This window comes from Paenibacillus sp. D9 (genome assembly GCF_001188365.1).
Lineage (GTDB): Bacteria > Bacillota > Bacilli > Paenibacillales > Paenibacillaceae > Paenibacillus_O > Paenibacillus_O humicus.
Genome location: NZ_JZEJ01000001.1, coordinates 2009576 through 2030081 on the forward strand (window position 1 = coordinate 2009576; position 20506 = coordinate 2030081).

The window sequence follows — 20506 nt, forward strand, 5'->3', positions numbered from 1 at the left end:
TGCGGCCGGCTCCGGCTTCCGCTGCTCGCGCAGCATGACCGGGGCAACTCCGGGGCGACCCGCATCCGCTCCTTGCCTGCAGACCTTCCAGCGCTTGCGGTCTGCTCTCTGTAGGCGAGGCGAATGCTCTTCCCTTTCAACGTCGGCTATTCAAACTTCGAAAAATAGGTAGCTTCATTTTAGCGTTCTTGAAGGCTGGAGTCAACTTGATTAGGCGGCAGCCTTGCCCGGGCAGCCATATCGGACCCATGCCGGGATCGGGCTGGAAACGGCAGCCGAAGCCAAAAAAGGCGCCATCCCCCGCAAAGCGGGGAAAGGCGCGGTATGGTAAGCCATGGACGGAGCCGGGATAGATTCGGGACGCTCCCGCTCAAGGGATGTAGAGAACCTGGCCCTCTGCGACGCCCTGATCGGCAAGGCGGTTGTAGAGAGCAAGCTCGCGGGCTTGAAGATGATAGCGGTCGGCGATCAGATCCAGCGTCTCTTCCCGCTGCACGATGCAGATCCGCACTTTGCGGAACGGCTTCTCTTCGCTGACCCGGCCGAGGAAAAGCGACTGCCACTCCACCTCTTCCGCTGGCGCTGCCGGCTGGGATTCCTGGGATTGCCGGCTGCGCTCGGCGGCCTGCCGCTGCTCCCGCTCCCTCCTGCTGGAGCCGATCAGCGAAGAAGCAAGCTCCTGCCCGGCTTCCTCGGGCGAAGCCGATCGCTTGCTGCCGAACGCGATGCGCAGCTCCTGCTTCTCCTGCTCCTGCAGCGGCTCATGATTCTCGAACGGCTCCGCGGCGAAGGCGGATGCTGATTCCCCTTCCCCGGCGTCTTCCGTCTCGACGCGCTGAGGCTCTGAATCGGCCGCCGCCTCTTCGACCGGCGGCAGTTCGGCAGCCGGGCGGCCGTACAGGACGGCGACCGGATCTTCCTCCTGCGGGACATCCGCCGCTGCTTCCGGCTCTGCCGGAATGATCTCCTCCGCTATGTTCCGGAGCGCCGAGAAGGCCGATTGCCGCTCTTCGCTCTGGACCAGGGGAATGTCCGAAGCAGGCGGAATCGGCGCGCGGAACGGGCTGGAGCTTCCTCCGCTGGCCGCGAGAGCTTCGTTTTCCGTCTCGGCATCCTGCCTGGAGGAACCCTCCTCCTGCTGGAAGGAAGAGTCCACTTCCTCCTCGCGAGCCCCGCTGGCCGAGCCGAGCTGCGTCCAGCCGGCCGCATAGGCGTACGGCTCGTTCTGCGCCTCCTCGACCGGATCGTAGCTCTGGCCGGCAATTGCTTCTGCGTCCCGATAAGGAGTCGCCTGATCGAAATCCCTTTCTCCCCCCGCTTCTCCCTGCGGCTCGTCTTCTTCTTCATCCAGCTCCAGATATCGGACCGGAGAAATGTCGCCCGTCGGGTGCGCTTCCTGGCGATGCACCACCGTATAAGGCTCTTCCTTCCACTCCCCCTCCTCCTCGGAGGAGGACTCCACCCGGATGCCGGACAACGACAGCACGCCGGTAATGTTCAGCGTACGCGCCGACAGGAGGTCGACGTCGAAGTTGTCGATCTCCACGGAGATGTCATCCAGCCTCTCGATGCGGTTCATCGGAAGCGTAATCTCCACCGGAATCCGATGCTCCATCGACTGCGCCGACGCCGAACGGTCCGTCGTGCGGTACACTCCGCTCAGCAGCAGCTGGCCTCGCAGTATGGCTTGTTCTCCCTGCTGAACGACTTGGATGCGGGGAACGAGTTCGATTTCCTCCAGCTCGTCGATAGCGGGAACTTCCTCGGGCAGATGGACGCGTTCATACACGTCGAACCGCAGTCCTTGTGTTAGTTCGCTCACGCTTAAGCCTCCCTTCCCTAGCTATTGCTTGGGCATATGCCTTGCTCCATACCATCTATATGGCAGGGAATCGCATAGCATGACTACTTGGGGGAGGGACTCGCCGACGGAAGCAGGCTGTTCTTGCTTGACGGCTGCCTCCGGCAACGCCGGCTTCGGCGTACATGAGCTGGAAAAACCGTCCTAAAGGGCCGGAAAAGGCGCGACATCGAGACCTGTTTCTCCCAGGTGAAAAAACTCGCTTCCTCTGCTTCATGGCCGGCGAAGAATAAAATCCAATCCTGTATCGCTTGATTCCGCGATGGAAGCGAAGCCGGCTTTATTCGTTCATTCCGTCATGCTGGCGAGCCAGAAAAAAGAACCGCCCTGCATCGCTCAAAACGATGCAAAGCGGTTCATAAACCGAGGGCGGCCTCAAGCCTGCCGACGAGACGTTGCCACCCGGGACGGGACTTAGGGCAGGGGGAATTCTCACATAGAAAGCCCGCCCTTTCCCTTACGGCTTCCCGGCGCGGAGCCGTGCCAGCAGACGCTCCATATCGGCGGGAAGAGCGGCCTCGATCTCCATATCGGAGCCCGTCCATGGATGCCGGAACCGAAGCCTCCTTCCGTGAAGGGCTTGACGGCCGAGCAGCGGCGACGCCCCGCCGTACAGGCCGTCTCCAAGCAGCGGATGGCCGATATGGCTCATATGAACCCGGATCTGATGCGTCCTTCCGGTTTCGAGCGCAAGCTGAACGAGAGCTGCCGAGCGCCATGCTTCCAGAACTGTGTAAAACGTGACCGCTCGGTCTCCGCCCGGCGATACTCTTCTCCGCGACGGATGATGCCGGTCCTTGCCGATCGGCTGGTCGATCTTGCCCTCAGGCGGATTCGGAGCGCCGTGTACGGCAGCCCAATACTGGCGGCCGATCGCCTTCTCCCGCATCGCCGCATCGAGCACCTGCTGGGCGAGATCTTTTTTCGCATACAGCACCGGACCGCTCGTATCGTCGTCGATGCGGTGGATATGCCTCGCCGGAAGCGGGTCTCCAGCCGCCAGGCAGCGGCATGCCGCCGCTTCGTCCAGCGTCGCCGGGCAGGCAGGCGCCTTGCCCGCTGCGTCGGAATAGGAAGCCCTGCTTCCCGCTGGACGCGGCGCTTCGCCGCTGCCGTGGACCGGCATGCCGGCCGGCTTGTTCAGGACGAGGCACCAATCGTCCTCATGCAGCACTTCCGGCCAGTCCGGCGCATATGCGCCGCCGGACGCCGCAAGGACGGCCGCGGCACGCCGCTGCAGCGGGTCGGCCGCCTCTGCGGCGGGAAACGCCCGCAGGCGCAGCTCGCCGTCCGGCGTCCAGCCGATGCCTCCGGTGGAGAAGAGGGAATTGATCCATTTGGCCGGCCAAAGGCCAAGAGCCAGAAGCTGCAGGCGCGTCTCGTGCGCATGGCTTCCGGCTCTCAGCTCTCCGGCATCTCCGTCCGGGGAGACCGGCACATGCAGCCACTCTCCGCGGCGATAAGCGGATTCCATCATCAGCTCCATGCCGGAATCCTCACTACAGGCGCCGGAGAGCTTCCCGGTTCGCGGCGATCGTCTCGTCGATCAGCTCCGCCGTATGGGCTGCCGAGACGAACATGCCTTCGAACTGCGAAGGAGCGACGCTTACGCCGAGCTCAAGCAGATTCGCGAAGTAGGTGCGGAAACGACCCAGATCGCTCTGCTGCGCCGTCTCGAAGTTGATGACGTGGCTCTCGTTGAAGAACGGACAGACCATGGACCCGACGCGGTTGATCGTCACCGGCACGCCGGTTTCGCGCGCATTGTCCTCGAAGCCAGCCTGCAGCCGCACCGACATCTTCTCCAGCTGCTGATAGACTTCCGGCGTCAGCAGGCTAAGGGTCGTGTAACCGGCCGCCATGGCAAGCGGATTGCCGGACAGCGTGCCCGCCTGGTAGATCGGACCGGCCGGAGCCATGCGCTCCATGATGTCGCGGCGTCCGCCGTAGGCGCCGACGGGAAGGCCGCCGCCGATCACTTTGCCGAGGCAGGTCAAGTCGGGGGTGATGCCGAACAGCCCTTGGGCGCAGTTGTAGTGGACGCGGAAGCCGGTCATGACCTCGTCGAAAATGAGCAGGCTTCCGTATTTCGTCGTGACGTCGCGCAGCCCTTGCAGGAACCCGGGCAAAGGCGGAACGACGCCCATGTTGCCGGCTACCGGCTCCACGATGATGCAGGCGATCTCCTCGCCGAACTTCTCGAACGCCAGCTTGACCGATTCCAGGTCGTTGTACGGAACGGTAATCGTCTGGGACGCCACCGTCTCGGGTACGCCCGGGCTGTCGGGAAGGCCGAGCGTGGCGACGCCTGAGCCGGCTTTGATGAGCAGGCTGTCGGCATGGCCGTGATAGGAGCCTTCGAATTTGAGGATTTTGCTCCTTCCGGTATACCCGCGCGCAAGGCGCAGGGCGCTCATCGTCGCTTCCGTGCCGGAGTTGACCATGCGCACGATGTCGCAGGACGGCACTCGCTCGCAGACAAGCTTCGCCATCTCCGTTTCGATCAGCGTCGGGGCGCCGAAGCTCGTGCCGCGCTCAGCGGCGGATTTGACCGCCTCGATGACTGCGGGATGGGCGTGGCCCATGATGAGCGGGCCCCAGGAGCCGACGTAGTCGATATAGGAGTTGCCGTCGATATCGTACACCACCGCCCCTTCGCCGCGCTCCATGTAAGCCGGCGTGAGGCCGACCGATTTGAAGGCGCGCACCGGACTGTTGACGCCGCCAGGAATATAGCGCTTCGCTTCCTCGAAGGCCGCGCTCGACTTGTCATCCGCTTTTCTGCCGTGAACGTTGTCCGCCATCAGTTCTGCACCTCCTGCAGCCAGAGGGCTGCGTCCTTGGCGTGATAGGTAATGATCATGTCCGCTCCGGCCCGCTTCATGCCGAGCAGCGTCTCCAGCACGATCTTGCGCTCGTCGACCCAGCCGTTCGCCGCGGCCGCCTTCACCATCGCATACTCGCCGCTGACGTTGTAGGCGACGAGCGGAAGGTCGAAGTTCTCCCTGAGCGCGCGCACGACGTCGAGATAAGCGAGCGCCGGCTTGACCATGAGCATGTCCGCGCCTTCCGCGACGTCGCTGTCAGCTTCGCGGAGAGCTTCGCGGAAGTTGGCCGGATCCATCTGATACGACTTGCGGTCTCCGTACTGCGGAGCGGAATTGGCCGCCTCGCGGAACGGTCCGTAATAAGCGGAGGCGTATTTGACCGAGTAGGACAGAATCGGGATGTCGCTGTAGCCGGCCTCATCCAGACCTGCGCGGATCGCGCCGACGAAGCCGTCCATCATGTTGGAAGGAGCGATGACGTCCGCCCCCGCCTCCGCCTGGGATACCGCCGTGCGCACGAGCAGCTCCAGCGAAGGATCGTTGTCGACCTCGGCTTCTCCGGTCCGCTCGTTCTGGTGCACGATGCCGCAGTGTCCGTGGTCCGTGAATTGGCACAGGCAAGTATCCGCCATGACGATCAGGCCCGGAGCCCATTCCTTGATCAGCCTTGTCGCCTGCTGCACAATGCCGTTGGCGTCGTAGGCGGAAGATCCGACCGGATCCTTGTGGTCCGGAAGCCCGAACAGCATGATGGAAGGAATGCCGAGCGATACGATCTCGCGGATTTCCTGCTGCAGCAGGTCGAGCGAGAAGCGGAAAACGCCCGGCATGGAGGAAATCTCCTGCTTGATGCCGGTTCCGTGGATGACGTAGATCGGGTAAATGAAATCGCTGGCCGTCAAAATCGTTTCGCGGACCATGGAGCGCATCGCCGCCGTGCGGCGAAGCCGGCGATGCCGGACGATCGGGTAACTCATGTGAATTCCTCCTTGTGTTCGTATGCAAAACAGGGGAAGGAGCACTCGGCGCCCTCCCTGATCTGACTTGTCGATGCCGATAAAACTGCCGGATCGCTTGAGAGCCAGCCGTTGCCGGCCCTGCGTGGCGTCCCGAAAGCCCGGCTGTTGCCGGCCCTGCGAGCCATGACGAAAAGCCGCCCGCTGCCTGTCAGCCTTGCACAGGGTCCCGAAGCTCGGCCATCCGCCTTGCGATCGCCTCGGCCAGCGACGCGATCGTCGCCTCCTCGGGAATGATCGTAGGCGCAAGCCCCGCTTCCTCCGCCGTACGGGCCGTAACGGGACCGATGCAGGCAATTTCGCAGCCGCGGAGCAAGCCGACCGGATCGGACTCCCCGAAGCGCCTGAGCACTTCGAGCAGATTCGTCACGGTCGAAGAACTCGTGAAGGTGACGACATGGACAGCGCCTTCGCGCAGCTGTTCGAGAGCCTGCTCATCCTGATCCCGAGGCACGATCGTCTCGTACAGCGTGACGGCGTCCACGGAAATGGAGCGCGCGGCAAGATCCCGCGGCAGCGTTCCTCGCGCCAGATCGCCGCGCAGGAACAACGCCCGCTGGCCCGGCTTCAGCACTTCGTCGAGATGGCCCAGCATGCCCTCCGCCTGGTAGCCGCCCGGCAGCGCTTCATGCTGAAGTCCGCGCGAGCGAAGCGCATCGCCGGTCTTCGGCCCGACCGCAGCGATGCGCGCCCGGTGGAAGCGGCGGATATCGCCTCCGAGCTCGGCCAGCCCGCGGAAGAAATGCTCGACCCCATTGACGCTGGTGAAAAACAGCCAGTCGTAGCTCTCCGCATCGTCCAGAGCGGCGCGAAAAGCTCTCGCGTCGCTTTCCCCGCGCGCCGGCACGATCTCGATGACGGGGAACTCGCACGGCTCGCCGCCAAGCTCCTCGATGAGATCGGCCAGCTCGCTGGCCTGGCTGCGCGAGCGCGTCACCAGCGCTCTCGTGCCGAATAGCGGCTTCAAGTCGTACCAGCGGAGCGTCTCCCGCTGCTTGACGACATCGCCGACGACGATGACCGCCGGCGGCTCGAAGCCGGCCGCCTTGACCTTCGCCTCGATGTCCGCGAGAGTGCCCGTCAGCGTCTGCTGCTCGGGCCTCGTTCCCCAGCGGACGAGGGCTACCGGGGTATCGGCATCGCGGCCGTGCTTCATCAGCTGCTCGCTGATATACCCGATCTTGGCAACGCCCATCAAAAAGATCAGCGTGCCCGTCGCATTGGTCACCTTGTCCCAATAGATCGAGCGGTCAAGCTTGTCCGGGCTCTCATGGCCCGTAACGATCGAGAGCGACGACGCATGGTCCCGGTGCGTCACGGGAATGCCGGCATAAGCCGGCACGGCGATCGCCGACGTGATTCCAGGCACGATCTCGAACGGAATGCCGTGCTCGGCCAGCAAGCCGGCCTCCTCGCCGACACGTCCGAATATGGTCGGGTCGCCTCCTTTAAGACGAGTGACGGTCTTGCCCTGCAAGGCCAGATCGACAAGCAGCCGGTTGATCTCCTCCTGCTTCATCGTATGGCGGTCCGGCCGCTTGCCGACATAGATGCGCTCCGCCCCCGGCCTCAGTCCGCGCAGCAGGCGCGGGCTGGCCAGCCGGTCGTAGACGACGGCATCGCTCCGCGAGAGCACCTCCATGCCGCGCACCGTAATCAGCTTCGGATCTCCCGGCCCGGCGCCGACAAGATACACGATCCCCTTCGACATGTTATCCCCCAATTTCCGCCAAAATCTCGGCCGCGCCCATCTCTCTCAGCGCCTGGGCGACTTCAAGCCCCAATGCTTCCGGATCGGTTCCGACCCGCATTTCCTTTAGAATCGTCTCGCCGTCCGGAGAGCCTACCATTCCGGTCAGCTCCATGACAAGCCCGCCGCCTTCTCGGGACCGGATGACCGCATGGGCTCCGATCGGAATCTGGCAGCCTCCGTTGAGCGCGCCGAGGAAAGTCCGCTCTGCCGCTACGGTCCGCTCCGTATCGGAATCGTTGAGCAGATCCAGCAAAGCGCGGACATCGGCATCGCCTTCCCTGCATTCGATGCCAAGCGCGCCCTGGCCGACGGCAGGCAGGCAGACATCCTCGGAGACCGCTTCGGTGATGCGGTCCTCCCAGCCCATGCGCTTCAAGCCGGCAGCGGCGAGCACGATCGCATCCAGCCCTTCCGTCTCCAGCTTGCGGATCCGGGAGTCGATATTGCCGCGTATCGAGCGGATATCCAGGTCGGGCCGGTAAGCCTTCAGCTGGCTGGCCCGCCTGAGGCTGCTGGTTCCGACAGCGGCGCCGATCGGGAGCTTCTCCAGGGGAATGCCGCCGCGGGTAATGATGCAATCCCGAGGATCGACGCGGCGCGGCACCGCTCCGTTGATCAGTCCGGGAGGCAGCTCCGACGGCATATCCTTCATGCTGTGCACAGCCATATCGATATCGCCGTCGAGAAGAGCCTGCTCGATTTCCTTGACGAACAACCCCTTGCCGCCTACCTTGGACAGAGTTACATCCAGGATGCGGTCGCCTTTGGTGACGATCTTATGGATTTCAAAGCCGTAATCCAAGCCATGCTCGTCCGCAAGACGCTGCAGCTCCTCTATGACCTGCCCGGTCTGCGTCAGCGCGAGCGCGCTCTGGCGAGTGCCGACGACAATGACTCTGCGGCCGTTCTCATCTGTTTTCAATATCCCCTTCTCCTTCCGCCCCGAATCGGGCACGATCCTCTAGTCCCCTGCTTGCGGCAGCCGCCCAGCTGGCCAGACGCTTCGCCTCGCTGCGGAGCAGCCGCCTTCGCTTGCCTGGATCCGGCTCCTCGGCCAGCAGCCTTCGCCTCAGCTCCGCATGCTGCCTTACAGCCTCCGCATACGGCTCCTTGTATAAGTCTTCAAGCTCTTCCCGGATGACGGAAGATAGGGCAGGCGAACCGCCTCCCGTCGTGACGGCCAGCAGCAGCCCGCCCCGCCTTACCGCGCCCGCTGTAATGAAATCGCCTGATTGCCCGCTTGAGGCATGGTTGAACAACGCGCCTGCCTTGCCGGCATCCTCCATGACTGCGCGGTCGACTTCAAGGATGCCGGTGGCCGCCACGACGAGAAACATGCCTGCTGCGTCGCCCCGCCGGTAATGTCTGTCCGTATGATTCAGCCGCCCTTGTCCGGCCATCTCCTGGATACCCGCCGTGATTGCCGGGCTGATGACGACAAGCTTGTCCGCGCCGCCGTCAAGCAATCCGGCCGCCTTCCGTTCGGCAGCCGCGCCGCCTCCGACGATCAGGCAGCGTTTCCCCTCCAGCGACAGCACAACCGGATATCCCGGCATCGCCATCTCCTCCTCCAAACTCAGCGGTGAAAATCCGATGCCGGGCTGATCATCGTATTCAGAACGAGAAAAGCAAAGCAAAATACGTTCCAGCGCGCCGTCTCCAGCGCGGTTTTGCGCAGAATCTTTTTCTGGATCAAATAAAAGCTGTACAAAATGAGGACCGCGAAGGAGGTGATGACTTTCCAATCGAGCAAATATTGGAACCTGTTCTCGACGATGACGAGAGCAACCGCGACCGACAAGGAAAGGGCGAGCAGCGGAACGCCGATCATGACGAGGCGAAAAGCGAACCGGTCGGCTTGCTCCAGGCTCGGCAGCCGAGCCGTCGTCCGATTCCATTTCCGCGACTTGAGCCTTCCATGCAGGAACAGGTACATGCCCGAGAACACGCTCGAAATGGCCAGCGCCGCGAAGGAGCACAGCACGAGGCTGATATGTAGAATGAGCAGTTCATTGGCCAGCTTCCAGTCCGGAAGCGGGATTCCGCGGGAAGGTCCGCTGAACAGATTGAGCGCCAGCACCCCGAAACCGATGATGTTGACGAGAAACACGATGAATTCGATTCGGAAAAAGCGGCTGATGACGAGCGAAGTCGTCAGCAGGAGCCACGAAACCGCAAGCCAGTATTCGAATCTGGAAAACAGCGTCATGTCCAGATGGGACCAGATCCGGTACAGCACGTATCCAGTCTGAAGAACCCATACGAACACAAGCAGCCCTGCGCCCATCCGCTTCGCTCTCCGGTTCGCGTCGACGAAATCGGAGAAGTAGAACAGAAGGCTCAGGGCGTATAAATACAAAATCGTGTCGTAAATGGTGACCATGGCGCCCTCCTGACCTTGGAGATGAGGGCGATAATCCTGGCAGCCTAGCGCATGACCGCTGCAAAGGCGCCCTTGGACGGCTTGGCTTCTTCGTAGCCTTGGCGTGACGGATCACTTGTCCTCGCCGCTTGGCTCTTGACGGTCTTGGACGGCGCGCCGTCCTCCAGGGCAAACAGCTTGGCGAACAGCTCCATCGCCTCATCCGCTTTCTTATCGCCCGCAAGCTCCTTAATGCTGTGAATCGGATTTTGCACCATCTGGTTCAGCATGCTCTTGGTCAGCTTATGGATGACCTTCAGCTGCTGCTCGTCCAGTCCGGGCAGCTTCTTGGAGAGGCTGTCCATCGTCTGGCTATGAATATCCTCGGCCTTCTCCTGCAGGGAGCGAATCAGCGGCACGACGCCGAGCGTACGGTACCACTGATGGAATTCCTGCAAGCCGGCGGCGATCATGACTCCGATCTTCTCCGCCTCCTGGCGGCGATGCTCCATGTTCGACTCCACGATGCCTTCCAGATCGTCGATGTCGTACAGGAATACGTTCTCGACGGAAGCGATCTCGGGATCCAGGTCGCGGGGAACGGCGATGTCGATCATGAACAGAGGACGGGCTCTCCTGCGCTGCATGGCGGCCGCCACTTGCTCGCGGCTGAGCACATAACCTTGGGCTCCGGTCGAGCTGATGATGATATCGGCCTCATGCAGCCTCCGCTCCGCTTCTTCCATGGAGCAGGGTATGCCGCTGAATTTCTCCGCCAGCTCCGCCGCGCGCTCGAACGTCCGGTTGACGACGAGCACCCGGTCGGCTCCGTTCGCATACAAGTGCTTGGCCGTAAGCTCGCTCATCTTGCCGGCTCCGATGATCATGACCGTCTTGCGGTTGAACTGGCCGAAGATCCGCTTGCCGAGCTCCACGGCCGCATAGCTGACCGATACGGCCGACTCCCCGATCGACGTCTCGGTATGGGCGTTCTTGGCAAGAGTTACGGCTTGCTTGAAAAGCATGTTGAAGATCGTGCCCGTCGCGCGCTGCTGCTGGGCGAGCAGGAAAGCATTCCGCACTTGGCCCAGGATCTGCGTCTCCCCTATGACCATGGAATCCAAGCCGCTTGCAACCCGGAACAGATGCTCGATAGCCCGATCGTCCTCATACATATAAAGATGGCTGGTGAATTCCTGCCGCGGGAGGCGGAACCACTGCTCCATGAACGTGCGGATATGGTGGCCGCACAGATGATGCCGGTCAACGACCGCATACAGCTCCGTCCGGTTGCAGGTCGCGACGATGACACCTTCCAGTATGCTTGGGGTCGCCTTGAGAGCTTCGACCGCACGGGGCAGATCGCTGTCCGCGATTGCGAAATTCTCCCTGATTTCGACAGGAGCCGTACGATAGTTGAGCCCGACCACAATAATATGCAAGTGACATCACCGCCTTATTTTCGTATCTAAGCTGCCTTGTCCGAGCAACTAATTTAGAATTATTATAACATAGTTTTTTGGGAGGGAAGACTCAAGTTATGACGTTTTTTTGACCGGCTCGCCAAAAGGAAGGAAATGTCTTGACGACAGCAGGACAGCCGGCTTCCGCCGGGCAAGAAGCCCATTCCGACAAAGACAACCATTTCATCCATTGTCTAGTTTAGGCCCGCAGCCCGATCTCTATTCCAGGCTTAAAAAAAATAACCATGGAGCCTTCCCATGGTTATTTGTACAGCAGGCTGGATGTTAAACCAGCTCGATTTGTTTCATTTCCGGTTCTACGACTTGCAGCTCACCCATTCCGCGAATCAGCTTCTTCGCGTGAGTGGCTTTAGGTTTCAGCACGGCCAGCATGTAATCGATCGCCAGCTGTGGGTCCACGGTCTCACCGCAGGTGTAGCAGTCAAGAGCAGCAAAGCCTCTTTCTGGATACGTGTGAATCGAGAGATGGCTTTCCGATAAGAGCACCAATACGGTTGCGCCTTGGGGCTCAAATTGTTTTGCCTGTACCGAGAGCACAGATGCTCCGCATGCTTCAGCAGCCTCTACCATGTGGGCTTGCAGAAACTCTGCGTTGTTAATGAGTTCGAAGTCTACTCCCCAAGCATCAACCGCAACATGTCTTCCGAAAGTCGAATATTCCATCTTCCGGCTCCCCCTTCCTAGGAATAAAATGATTAAAAATTTCATCCGCTAGGACCTACGTCATTCACTTCCCGAGGGATAACTCTCTCTCGCAACATATCCATGTCCTGAGTGAATCCTGGTTCCTATATTGGGTTTTTTTCAACGAAATTAAAAATACCATCTATCTATAGGAAATGCAACCTTTTTTTCTGTTAAAAAAAACCCGTTTTCCTGCACGCGGACAGCCCTTCTCCAGCTGCATGTCCGAAGCGGGCCCGCAAAAGGCGGAGGCATGAAAAAAGCCGCCCGGAGGCGGCATCGGAAAAAGCGGTCGGAATCAGGCTTCGAGAGCGAAAAGCCGGTCGGAATACAGCTTGAGGCTGCGGTCTATCTCCAGCTTCTCGGCTGCGCTTGCAGCATCGATGCGGCGATCGAGCAGCTCGTTGACAGCCTGCTGGATCCACTGGATTTCCCCCTCCACCGATTGGAGGCGGAAAGCACGCTCAAGCTCGCCCAGCGTGTCCTTGAACTGGTACACGATGCGGCTGCCCTTGGCGGTCAGCTCGGCGATCTGATGCACGGCGCCTGCTACATACTGATACGACATCGTATAATGGCTGTAGATGCGTTTGACGACGGCGTCGCCCTTGAAAGCCGCGACGGCCTTGCGAAGCGCATTGGTGAGCGCGACGTTGGTGATGCGGCAGGACCACTCGCATACAAAGCGATCTTCATCCTGCTGGAATACAAAGCGGACTTCTTCCCTCCCTGCACAGTCTTCGAGAACCGCCTCTTGGCTGCCGTTATCGAGCACCTTGACGCCAAGGCGTACTTGCTGCTCGTCAAAAAAACGGAGGAATCGGGTCATCTCATCGCGTGTCAGTCGCAGTTTGGCTTGAACGTACTCGGTGGCTATCCGCTGAGCCATAAAAATCTCCTCAATTCTTTGTTCTTCGAAGCTATGGTTGCAATGTTCACTGCCCGCTTGCATTCGCTCCAAAACCGTCCGAGCCTTCAATCGCTGTTGAACCCAGACTTCCTTCATTAGATTTCTATGGAGGGAAATCCGTCTTCAAAGGCGACCGTCACCACTTTTCCGGCTTCGAACGCTTTTTCCGCATTCACGGGCAAATAAAAGACCTACAACCATTATACGGCATCGGCTCAAACGATTCCTGCCGGCCGGCCGCGATTATCCGCCGAATTTGAGAATTATCCGCTAGGAACCGTGATTGGCATCAAGAAAGATGCAAAATGCTTACAATTCCGGCGTTCCTTGAAGAACTTCTCCCTCATATCCTGCCGCGGACGCGATTACGCTCCATAATTCGTCTCTTCCATTACCCTTTTCGGAGGAGAACAAAACGACCCGGTCGCCCGCGCTTGCGCCGAGCGTCTGCTTGACCAGCTTGATCTGCTTGTCCCATTGGCTCTTCGGAATCTTGTCCGCCTTCGTGCAGACGATGCAGAAAGGAATGCCGTAATGCTTGAGCCAATCGAACATGAGCACGTCGTCTTTGCTCGGCGCATGGCGGATATCGACGACGAGCAGCACGAGCTTCAGCTCCTCGCGGCCCTGCAAATAGCGTTCGATCATTTTGCCCCAGGCTTCTCGTTCGGTCTTGGATACCTTGGCATAGCCGTATCCGGGAAAATCGACGAAGTAGACGGCCTCGTTGACCTTGTAATAGTTCAGCTGCTGCGTCTTGCCCGGCTGGGAGCTTGTCCGAGCGAGATTCTTGCGCATGATGAGCTTGTTGATGAGAGAAGATTTTCCGACATTCGAACGCCCTGCCAGAGCAATCTCCGGCAAGGCGTCGACAGGATATTGATGCGGCTGGACCGCACTGATGATAAATTCTGCATTCGTAATCTTCATAAAATCGGGGTCCCTGCTTTCTCTTCTGCGGCGGCCTGGCCGCCGCTTGTTCCGTCCTCTGCCGGCAGCAGAGCATGGCGGACGACTTCATCCATATGCGCGACGGGAACGAATTCCATCTGTTCGCGCACGCTGTCCGGGATATCCCGCAGGTCCCGCTCGTTGTCGAACGGCAGCAGCACCTTGCGGATGCCTGCCCGATGGGCGGCAAGCGATTTTTCCTTGAGGCCGCCGATTGGCAGCACACGGCCCCGGAGCGTGATCTCGCCGGTCATGGCGACTTTTTTATCCACCTTGCGGCCGGTAAGAGCCGATATCAGGGCAGTCGCCATCGTGATGCCCGCAGAAGGTCCGTCCTTTGGAATCGCGCCTTCGGGAATATGGATGTGGATATCGTTCTTTTCATGGAACTGCGGATCGATGCCGAGCTCCTCCGCCCGCGAGCGGGTGTAGCTGAAGGCGGCTTGCGCCGATTCCTTCATGACATCGCCGAGCTTGCCGGTAAGCGTAAGCTTGCCGGTGCCGGGGAGCACCGTCACCTCGATGACAAGCGTATCGCCGCCGACCTCGGTCCAGGCAAGCCCGGTGACGGCGCCGACCTGATCCTCCGCTTCGGCCATGCCGTAGCGGAACTTGGCCGGCCCCAGCCATTCCTTGATGACCGCCTCGTCGACCCGTATCGTTTCCCCTTCCGGCTGCGAGACGAGCCTTTTGGCCGCCTTGCGGGAGATGGCCGCGATCTGCTGCTCGAGATTTCGGACGCCGGATTCGCGGGTGTACTCGCGGATCAGCTGCAGGAGCGCCTCCGGCTCGATCTCCAGCTGCTCCTCCTTCAGGCCATGCTCCCTCTTCTGCTTCGGAATGAGGTAGCGGCGCGCGATCTGGCTTTTCTCCAGCTCCGTGTACCCGGGAATGTACAACACTTCCATCCGGTCCAGCAGCGGACGCGGGATGTTGTGCAGCGCATTGGCCGTCGTCACGAACATGACCGAGCTGAGGTCGAACGGCACCTCGACGAAATGGTCGCTGAACGTGCCGTTCTGCTCCGGATCCAGCACCTCCAGCAGAGCGGAAGCCGGGTCGCCCCGGAAATCCGAAGCCATCTTGTCGATTTCGTCGAGCAGGAATACCGGATTCATCGAGCCGGCATTCTTCATGCCTTGGATGATCCGTCCCGGCATGGCGCCCACATAGGTGCGCCTATGGCCGCGGATCTCCGCCTCATCCCGGACGCCGCCGAGAGAAATGCGGACGAACTCCCGTCCGAGCGACTTGGCGATGGAGCGGGCGAGCGAGGTTTTGCCGACCCCGGGAGGTCCGACAAGGCAAAGGATCGGTCCCTTCAGCTTTTGGACGAGCTTCTGGACCGCCAGATACTCCAGCACCCGCTCCTTCGGCTTCTCCAGTCCGTAATGGTCCTCGTCCAGCACTTCCTCCGCTTTGGCGAGATCAAGATCGTCCTCGGTCGCTTTGCCCCAAGGCAGCGACAAGAGCCAATCGATATAATTGCGGATGACGCCGCCCTCGGCCGAGGATGCCGGCATCTTCTCCAGCCGGTCGATTTCCTTCTCGACCTTCTCCTTGACCTTCTCGGGAAGCTCGGCGGTTTCCAGCTGGGAGCGCAGCTCCTCGACTTCTCCCGCACGGCCCTCGCGGTCTCCGAGCTCCTTCTGGATCGCCTTCATCTGCTCGCGAAGATAGTATTCCTTCTGCGTCTTCTCCATCTGCTTCTTCACGCGCTGGCTGATCTTGCGCTCCAGCTCCAGCACCTCGCGCTCGTTGTTCAGGAAATCGAGCAGCTTCTCCAGCCGGGCGCGCACGTCGACCGTCTCGAGAATCTCCTGTTTGTCCTTGATCTTGAGCGACAGATGGCTCGTTATGACATCGGCCAGACGGCCGGGCTCGTCGATATCCGATACAGCGGCATGCGTCTCCGGCGTGACTTTCTTGGACAGCGTGATGTAATGCTCGAACTGGTTCAGCACCGTGCGCATGAGGGCGTCGATCTCCGGATCGGTCGATTCCTCTTCCGGAAGCTCTCGGATCGACACCTCGTAAAACTCCTCGCGGGCGACGTAATCCTGGATCTCCGCCCTCGTAACGCCTTCCACCAGCACCCGGATCGTGCCGTTGGGCAGCTTCAGCATCTGGCGCACCCGGGCAATGGTGCCGATTCGGTAAATATCCTCTTCGGTCGGCTCTTCGATATTCACTTCCGATTGCGAGCAGAGGAGGATCATATGATCGTCGAGCATGGCCCGGTCAAGCGCCTTGACCGATTTCTCCCTTCCCACATCCAGATGAAGCACCATGCTGGGGTATACAAGCAGCCCCCGAAGCGGGAGCAGCGGCAGCCTGCGGCTTCTTCCTTTGGCAGGTCCCATGCCAACACCTCCCATTTAGATAGTCCCCCTATTGTATCATTCCCGAGAATCCGCCTGCAAATAGGGCACCTGCGGCGTCAGGAACAAATCGCTGATCGTTGCCGGCTCGGAAATGTCCTCCACGGCTTCCTCCGCCATGAATCCTTGCGGGAAGACCGTCTGGAATACTTCCTCCACCCGATCGACCGGAATGACACGCAGACCGTTCAAGCCCGCGAAAATTTCTTGCCAATTGTCCTTCGGAATATAGACCGTGTCGGCACCGGCCTGGAAGGCGGCCTCCACCTTGGCCAGCACGCCGCCGACGGGCTTGACGTTGCCGTGGATTCCCACTTCCCCGGTCATTGCGATCCGGTGGTCCACCGGAATGCCGCGGATGGCGGATGTGATCGCGGTCGCCATGGCGATTCCCGCCGACGGTCCGTCGATCGGCGTGCCGCCCGGGAAGTTGATGTGGAGATCGAAGTCATGCGGCCTCATGCCGATGCGGCGAAGCATCGTGATGACATTTTCCACGGAGCCTTTGGCCATGCTCTTGCGCCGGAGCGTCCGCTGTCCGCCTCCAAGCTCTTCTTCGTCGACGACACCCGTAATGGTGAAGGAGCCTTTGCCGGAAGCGGCCGGAATCGCGCTCACTTCGATTTCCAGCAGCGTGCCCATATTGGGGCCGTATACGGCAAGGCCATTGACGAAGCCGACCTGAGGCGCGGCGGGGATCTTGCGGTCCGGACGCGGCGGGATCTGGCTGCTGTTCACGACCCACTCGATATCGGCTGCGCCGATGCCCTCCCGCTTTTCCGACAAGGCAAGGCCGGCGGCAAGCTGGATGATGTTGACCGCTTCGCGGCCGTTGGTCGCATAGCGCTTGACCACATCCACCGCCTCAGGGCAAGGGGCGAAGCCAATTTTCTTCACCGCGTTGTCGGCGATTTCTGCGATCTCCTCCGGCAGCAGCGGCCGGAAGTAAATCTCCATGCAGCGGGAACGGAGCGCCGGCGGCAAATCCTGCGGAGACCGGGTCGTCGCTCCGACGAGACGGAAGTCGGCCGGCAGGCCGTTTTGGAAAATGTCATGGATATACATCGGAATATTCGGATCCTCGGAGTGGTAGTAGGCGCTCTCGAGGTACACCTTGCGGTCTTCCAGAACCTTTAACAGTTTATTCATCTGGATGGGATGCAATTCCCCGATTTCGTCGATGAACAGCATGCCTCCATGCGCCTTCGTCACAGCGCCCGGCTTGGGCTGCGGAATGCCGGCCACGCCCATCGCTCCGGCTCCCTGGTAGATCGGATCATGCACGGAGCCGATCAGAGGATCGGCGATTCCGCGCTCGTCGAAGCGGGCCGTCGTGGCGTCGATTTCCGTGAACTTCGCTTCCGCCAGAAACGGGGACGTCGGATTTTTCTTCGCTTCCTCCAGCACGACCCGGGCTGCGGCCGTCTTGCCGACTCCCGGGGGACCGTAGACGATGACATGCTGAGGATTGGCGCTGCAGAGCGCCGCCTTCATCGCGCGAAGACCGTCGCGCTGCCCGACGATGTCCTGCATCGTCTGCGGACGCGTCTTCTCCGCGAGCGGTTTCGTCAGCGAGATGGAGCGAAGCTTCCGGAGCTTATCCATTTCCTTGCGCGATTCCTTGTCCACGGCGGACCGGTTCGTGCGCTGGCTGCGCAGCATATTCCAAAAGTAGACCCCGATTACGACAGCGAAAAATACCTGAACCAGCATCAAAAACAAGCTTAACGTCATGCTTACCCGCTCCTCTCAAGCGTTTCCGGAATAAAAGACCCATACCGGATAGTATTGCCTGCGGCGCCAGGTTTAAATCCGACTTTCCGAATTAGATTCAATCCGAATTGCAGCTCCTGCACATCCTCGCATCCCTCTGCGGCTTCGACGGCCATGCCTTGATGGAATTTCGACGAATCCAACAAACGCAGCTTCTCGAGCATGCCGGAACAGCGGTCCGATACTCGAGAAGCATGCCGGAACAGCGGTCCGATGCAAATGCCCGGCACAGCTTCGTGCAGCATGCCGGACAGCGGTCCGCTTAAGCAAAACATCAAAAAGCGCATGCCTGCCAGCATGCGCTCCGCTTGCGGCTATGACGCCGCCGGCTTCGATTCCGTCTTTTCTTTTTCAGACCCCGTCCTCCGGTTCACGAGCACGATGCTGGCCAGCACGAGAACAAGCCCCGCGACAAGCCGCATTGTCACCTGCTCTCCCATGAACAGCACGCTGACGATCAAGGCCACGACCGGAATGAGGAATGTGTATACCCCGACTGTACTCGCCTGCCCCGAACCGACCAGCGTGAAGAAAGCCAGCCATCCGAGCGCGATGACAAATACAGAAATAAAGACGAGCTCAAGCCAGAAAGTTCCCGTCCAGCGGATAGCGGCGTACGATTCCGATGCGGCTGCGCCGGAAGCGAACAGAAGGACGCTGCCGATCAGAAGCTGCATGGCGGTCATCCATACGATATCGACCCGGCCTCCCACCCGCTTCATGTAGACCGTTCCGATGCACCAGCTCAGCGCCGAGGCCAGCGCCAGCAGCACGCCTTCGAGCGATAATCCGGAGCCGATGCTGCCGACGCTGATGACGGCCACGCCGGCGAAGCCGACCAGCAGGCCGGCCAGCTTGGACCCGTGCATGCCTTCGCCCAGCCATAGCCAGGCTGCGATTCCCAGAAGGACCGGCTGCAGGAATACGATCGCGGAAAACAGGCCCGCCGGCATGTATTGGAGGCCGACCGTCTGCAGCCCATAGTACAACGTAATGTTGAGCACGCCGGCTGCCGCATAATAGATCCCGTTCGACCTCAGCCGCAGCTGTCTCCATCGGGGAGCTGCGACGGCGCACAGGATCAGTCCCCCAAGCAGCGTCCTCAGTCCTGCGAACAGGAGAGGGGGGCTGAATTGAAGGGCCGCCTTGGACAGCGGCCAGTTGACGCCCCATACGAGAATGAGAAAAGCCAGATAACTGACAGTCTGTCTCTTCGAAAGCTTGCTCAAGATCAACCCTTCTCTCTTGAATCTGGCCATGAAAAAAACCGGCAGCGCTAGGGCTGGCCGGTCATGAACGTCTTTACGTGCGGCTTACGCAGGCAGATGCTCCTTGCGCCCCGGAATTTCTCCCGTCGCCTCGAACACGCGGACGATTTCGTCGATTTCCTTCTTGAGCTCCGAGAGCAGCTCCTGCTCGGGAACTTTGCGGATCATCTCTCCATACCGGAACAGCATGCCTTCCCCGCGCGCGCCGGCGATGCCGATATCGGCTTCGCGAGCTTCGCCGGGACCGTTGACGGCGCAGCCGAGCACCGACACCTTGATCGGAACCTTGATCTTGGAGATGTACTCCTCGACTTCATTGGCGATGGAGAACAAGTCGATATCGAGCCGGCCGCAAGTCGGACAGGAGATGAGCGTCGCCGCGTTGGTGATGAGTCCGAATGTCTTCAGCAGCTCGCGCGCGACCTTGACCTCTTCGACCGGGTCCGCGCTCAGCGAGATGCGCACGGTGTTGCCGATGCCCATCGCGAGCAGGGCGCCGATGCCGGCCGAGCTCTTGATCGTGCCGGAATGGAGCGTCCCCGCCTCGGTAATGCCCAGATGGAGCGGATACTTGATCTTCTCGGCCGCCATGCTGTAGGCCGCGATCGCCATCGGCACGTCGGATGCCTTGAGCGACACGATGATGTCATGGAAATCGAGCTCTTCGAGAATGCCGATATGGAAGAGCGCGCTCTCTACCATCGCTTCGGGAGTCGGATAGCCGTACTTCTCCAGCAGATGGTTTTCCAGGGAACCTGCGTTGACACCGATCCGAATCGGAATGCCCTTGTCCTTGCAGGCTTTGACGACCGCTTCGACTTTCTCGCGGCGGCCGATGTTGCCGGGATTGATGCGGACCTTGTCCACCCCGTTCTCGATCGCCAGCAAGGCAAGCCGATAATCGAAGTGAATGTCGGCGACGAGCGGAATATGGATGCGGCTCTTGATCTCCTTGATCGCTTCCGCCGCTTCCTTGTTGTTGACCGTAACCCGGACGACCTGGCAGCCGGCTTCCTCCAGACGGAGTATCTCCGCTACCGTCGCTTCCACATCCGCGGTCTTGGTCGTGCACATGCTCTGGATGATGACTTCGTTGCTGCCCCCGATCGTCAGATCCCCTACTCGGACGGGCACGGTGTCTTTGCGAGAATACATTATGATCTCTCCCTATGAAACGCCAAAGTCCACCCTGCGAGGACCGCTGAAAAAAGGTCCGGCAGGGTGGAACGATGACG

General features: G+C 60.5%; 16 protein-coding genes. All 16 read right to left on the bottom strand.

All coding sequences use genetic code 11. The features are described from left to right. Nucleotides 1–370 precede the first annotated feature (370 nt). Entirely contained in the window at nt 371–1822 is a 1452-nt protein-coding gene (locus VE23_RS09245; RefSeq protein ID WP_049867836.1) for a LysM peptidoglycan-binding domain-containing protein, read from the bottom strand. Nucleotides 1823–2318: 496 nt separating this feature from the next. Then, a complete protein-coding gene (locus tag VE23_RS09250) occupies nt 2319–3347 on the bottom strand; it encodes an RluA family pseudouridine synthase (RefSeq protein ID WP_332310165.1) in 1029 nt (342 codons plus the stop codon). 13 nt (nt 3348–3360) lie between these two features. Further along, nucleotides 3361–4665, bottom strand: coding sequence for a glutamate-1-semialdehyde 2,1-aminomutase (hemL, locus tag VE23_RS09255; RefSeq protein ID WP_048749607.1), 1305 nt, complete (start codon nt 4663–4665; stop codon nt 3361–3363). Next, on the bottom strand, nt 4665–5666 hold the full coding sequence (gene hemB / locus VE23_RS09260; RefSeq protein WP_048749605.1) for a porphobilinogen synthase: 1002 nt from the start codon (nt 5664–5666) through the stop codon (nt 4665–4667). The genes hemL and hemB overlap by 1 nt, the downstream gene beginning before the upstream one ends. A 190-nt stretch (nt 5667–5856) precedes the next feature. After that, a complete protein-coding gene (gene cobA / locus VE23_RS09265; RefSeq protein WP_048749601.1) occupies nt 5857–7416 on the bottom strand; it encodes a uroporphyrinogen-III C-methyltransferase in 1560 nt (519 codons plus the stop codon). Between the two features lies 1 nt (nt 7417). Next, entirely contained in the window at nt 7418–8383 is a 966-nt protein-coding gene (gene hemC, locus VE23_RS09270; RefSeq protein ID WP_373864516.1) for a hydroxymethylbilane synthase, read from the bottom strand. Continuing rightward, nucleotides 8367–9014 carry a precorrin-2 dehydrogenase/sirohydrochlorin ferrochelatase family protein gene (locus VE23_RS09275; RefSeq protein ID WP_048749597.1) on the bottom strand — a complete coding sequence of 216 codons (648 nt, stop codon included), beginning with the start codon at nt 9012–9014 and terminating at the stop codon, nt 8367–8369. Before VE23_RS09275 ends, hemC begins: the two co-directional genes overlap by 17 nt. Before the next feature lie 20 nt (nt 9015–9034). Then, a complete protein-coding gene (gene ccsA, locus VE23_RS09280; protein ID WP_021880545.1) occupies nt 9035–9841 on the bottom strand; it encodes a cytochrome c biogenesis protein CcsA in 807 nt (268 codons plus the stop codon). Between the two features lie 44 nt (nt 9842–9885). Then, nucleotides 9886–11262 carry a glutamyl-tRNA reductase gene (hemA, locus tag VE23_RS09285; RefSeq protein ID WP_021880544.1) on the bottom strand — a complete coding sequence of 459 codons (1377 nt, stop codon included), beginning with the start codon at nt 11260–11262 and terminating at the stop codon, nt 9886–9888. Between the two features lie 306 nt (nt 11263–11568). Beyond that, nucleotides 11569–11967, bottom strand: coding sequence for an adenosylmethionine decarboxylase (speD, locus tag VE23_RS09290; protein WP_048749595.1), 399 nt, complete (start codon nt 11965–11967; stop codon nt 11569–11571). A 319-nt stretch (nt 11968–12286) separates the two neighbouring features. Continuing rightward, nucleotides 12287–12877: a hypothetical protein gene (locus VE23_RS09295; RefSeq protein WP_021880542.1), complete on the bottom strand. Its 591-nt coding sequence runs from the start codon at nt 12875–12877 to the stop codon at nt 12287–12289. A 330-nt stretch (nt 12878–13207) separates the two neighbouring features. Beyond that, nucleotides 13208–13828, bottom strand: a complete 621-nt coding sequence (gene yihA, locus VE23_RS09300) for a ribosome biogenesis GTP-binding protein YihA/YsxC (RefSeq protein ID WP_021880541.1) — start codon at nt 13826–13828, stop codon at nt 13208–13210. Further along, nucleotides 13825–16212, bottom strand: a complete 2388-nt coding sequence (gene lon, locus VE23_RS09305) for an endopeptidase La (protein ID WP_048749593.1) — start codon at nt 16210–16212, stop codon at nt 13825–13827. Before lon ends, yihA begins: the two co-directional genes overlap by 4 nt. Before the next feature lie 36 nt (nt 16213–16248). Next, entirely contained in the window at nt 16249–17964 is a 1716-nt protein-coding gene (lonB, locus tag VE23_RS09310) for an ATP-dependent protease LonB (RefSeq protein WP_048749591.1), read from the bottom strand. A 353-nt stretch (nt 17965–18317) separates the two neighbouring features. Next, nucleotides 18318–19232 (bottom strand): DMT family transporter, encoded by a 915-nt coding sequence (locus tag VE23_RS09320; protein ID WP_048745344.1) that lies wholly within the window; start codon nt 19230–19232, stop codon nt 18318–18320. Nucleotides 19233–19316: 84 nt separating this feature from the next. Further along, complete coding sequence (ispG, locus tag VE23_RS09325; protein ID WP_048745342.1) at nt 19317–20426, bottom strand: flavodoxin-dependent (E)-4-hydroxy-3-methylbut-2-enyl-diphosphate synthase; 1110 nt, start codon at nt 20424–20426, stop codon at nt 19317–19319. Between the last annotated feature and the right edge of the window lie 80 nt (nt 20427–20506).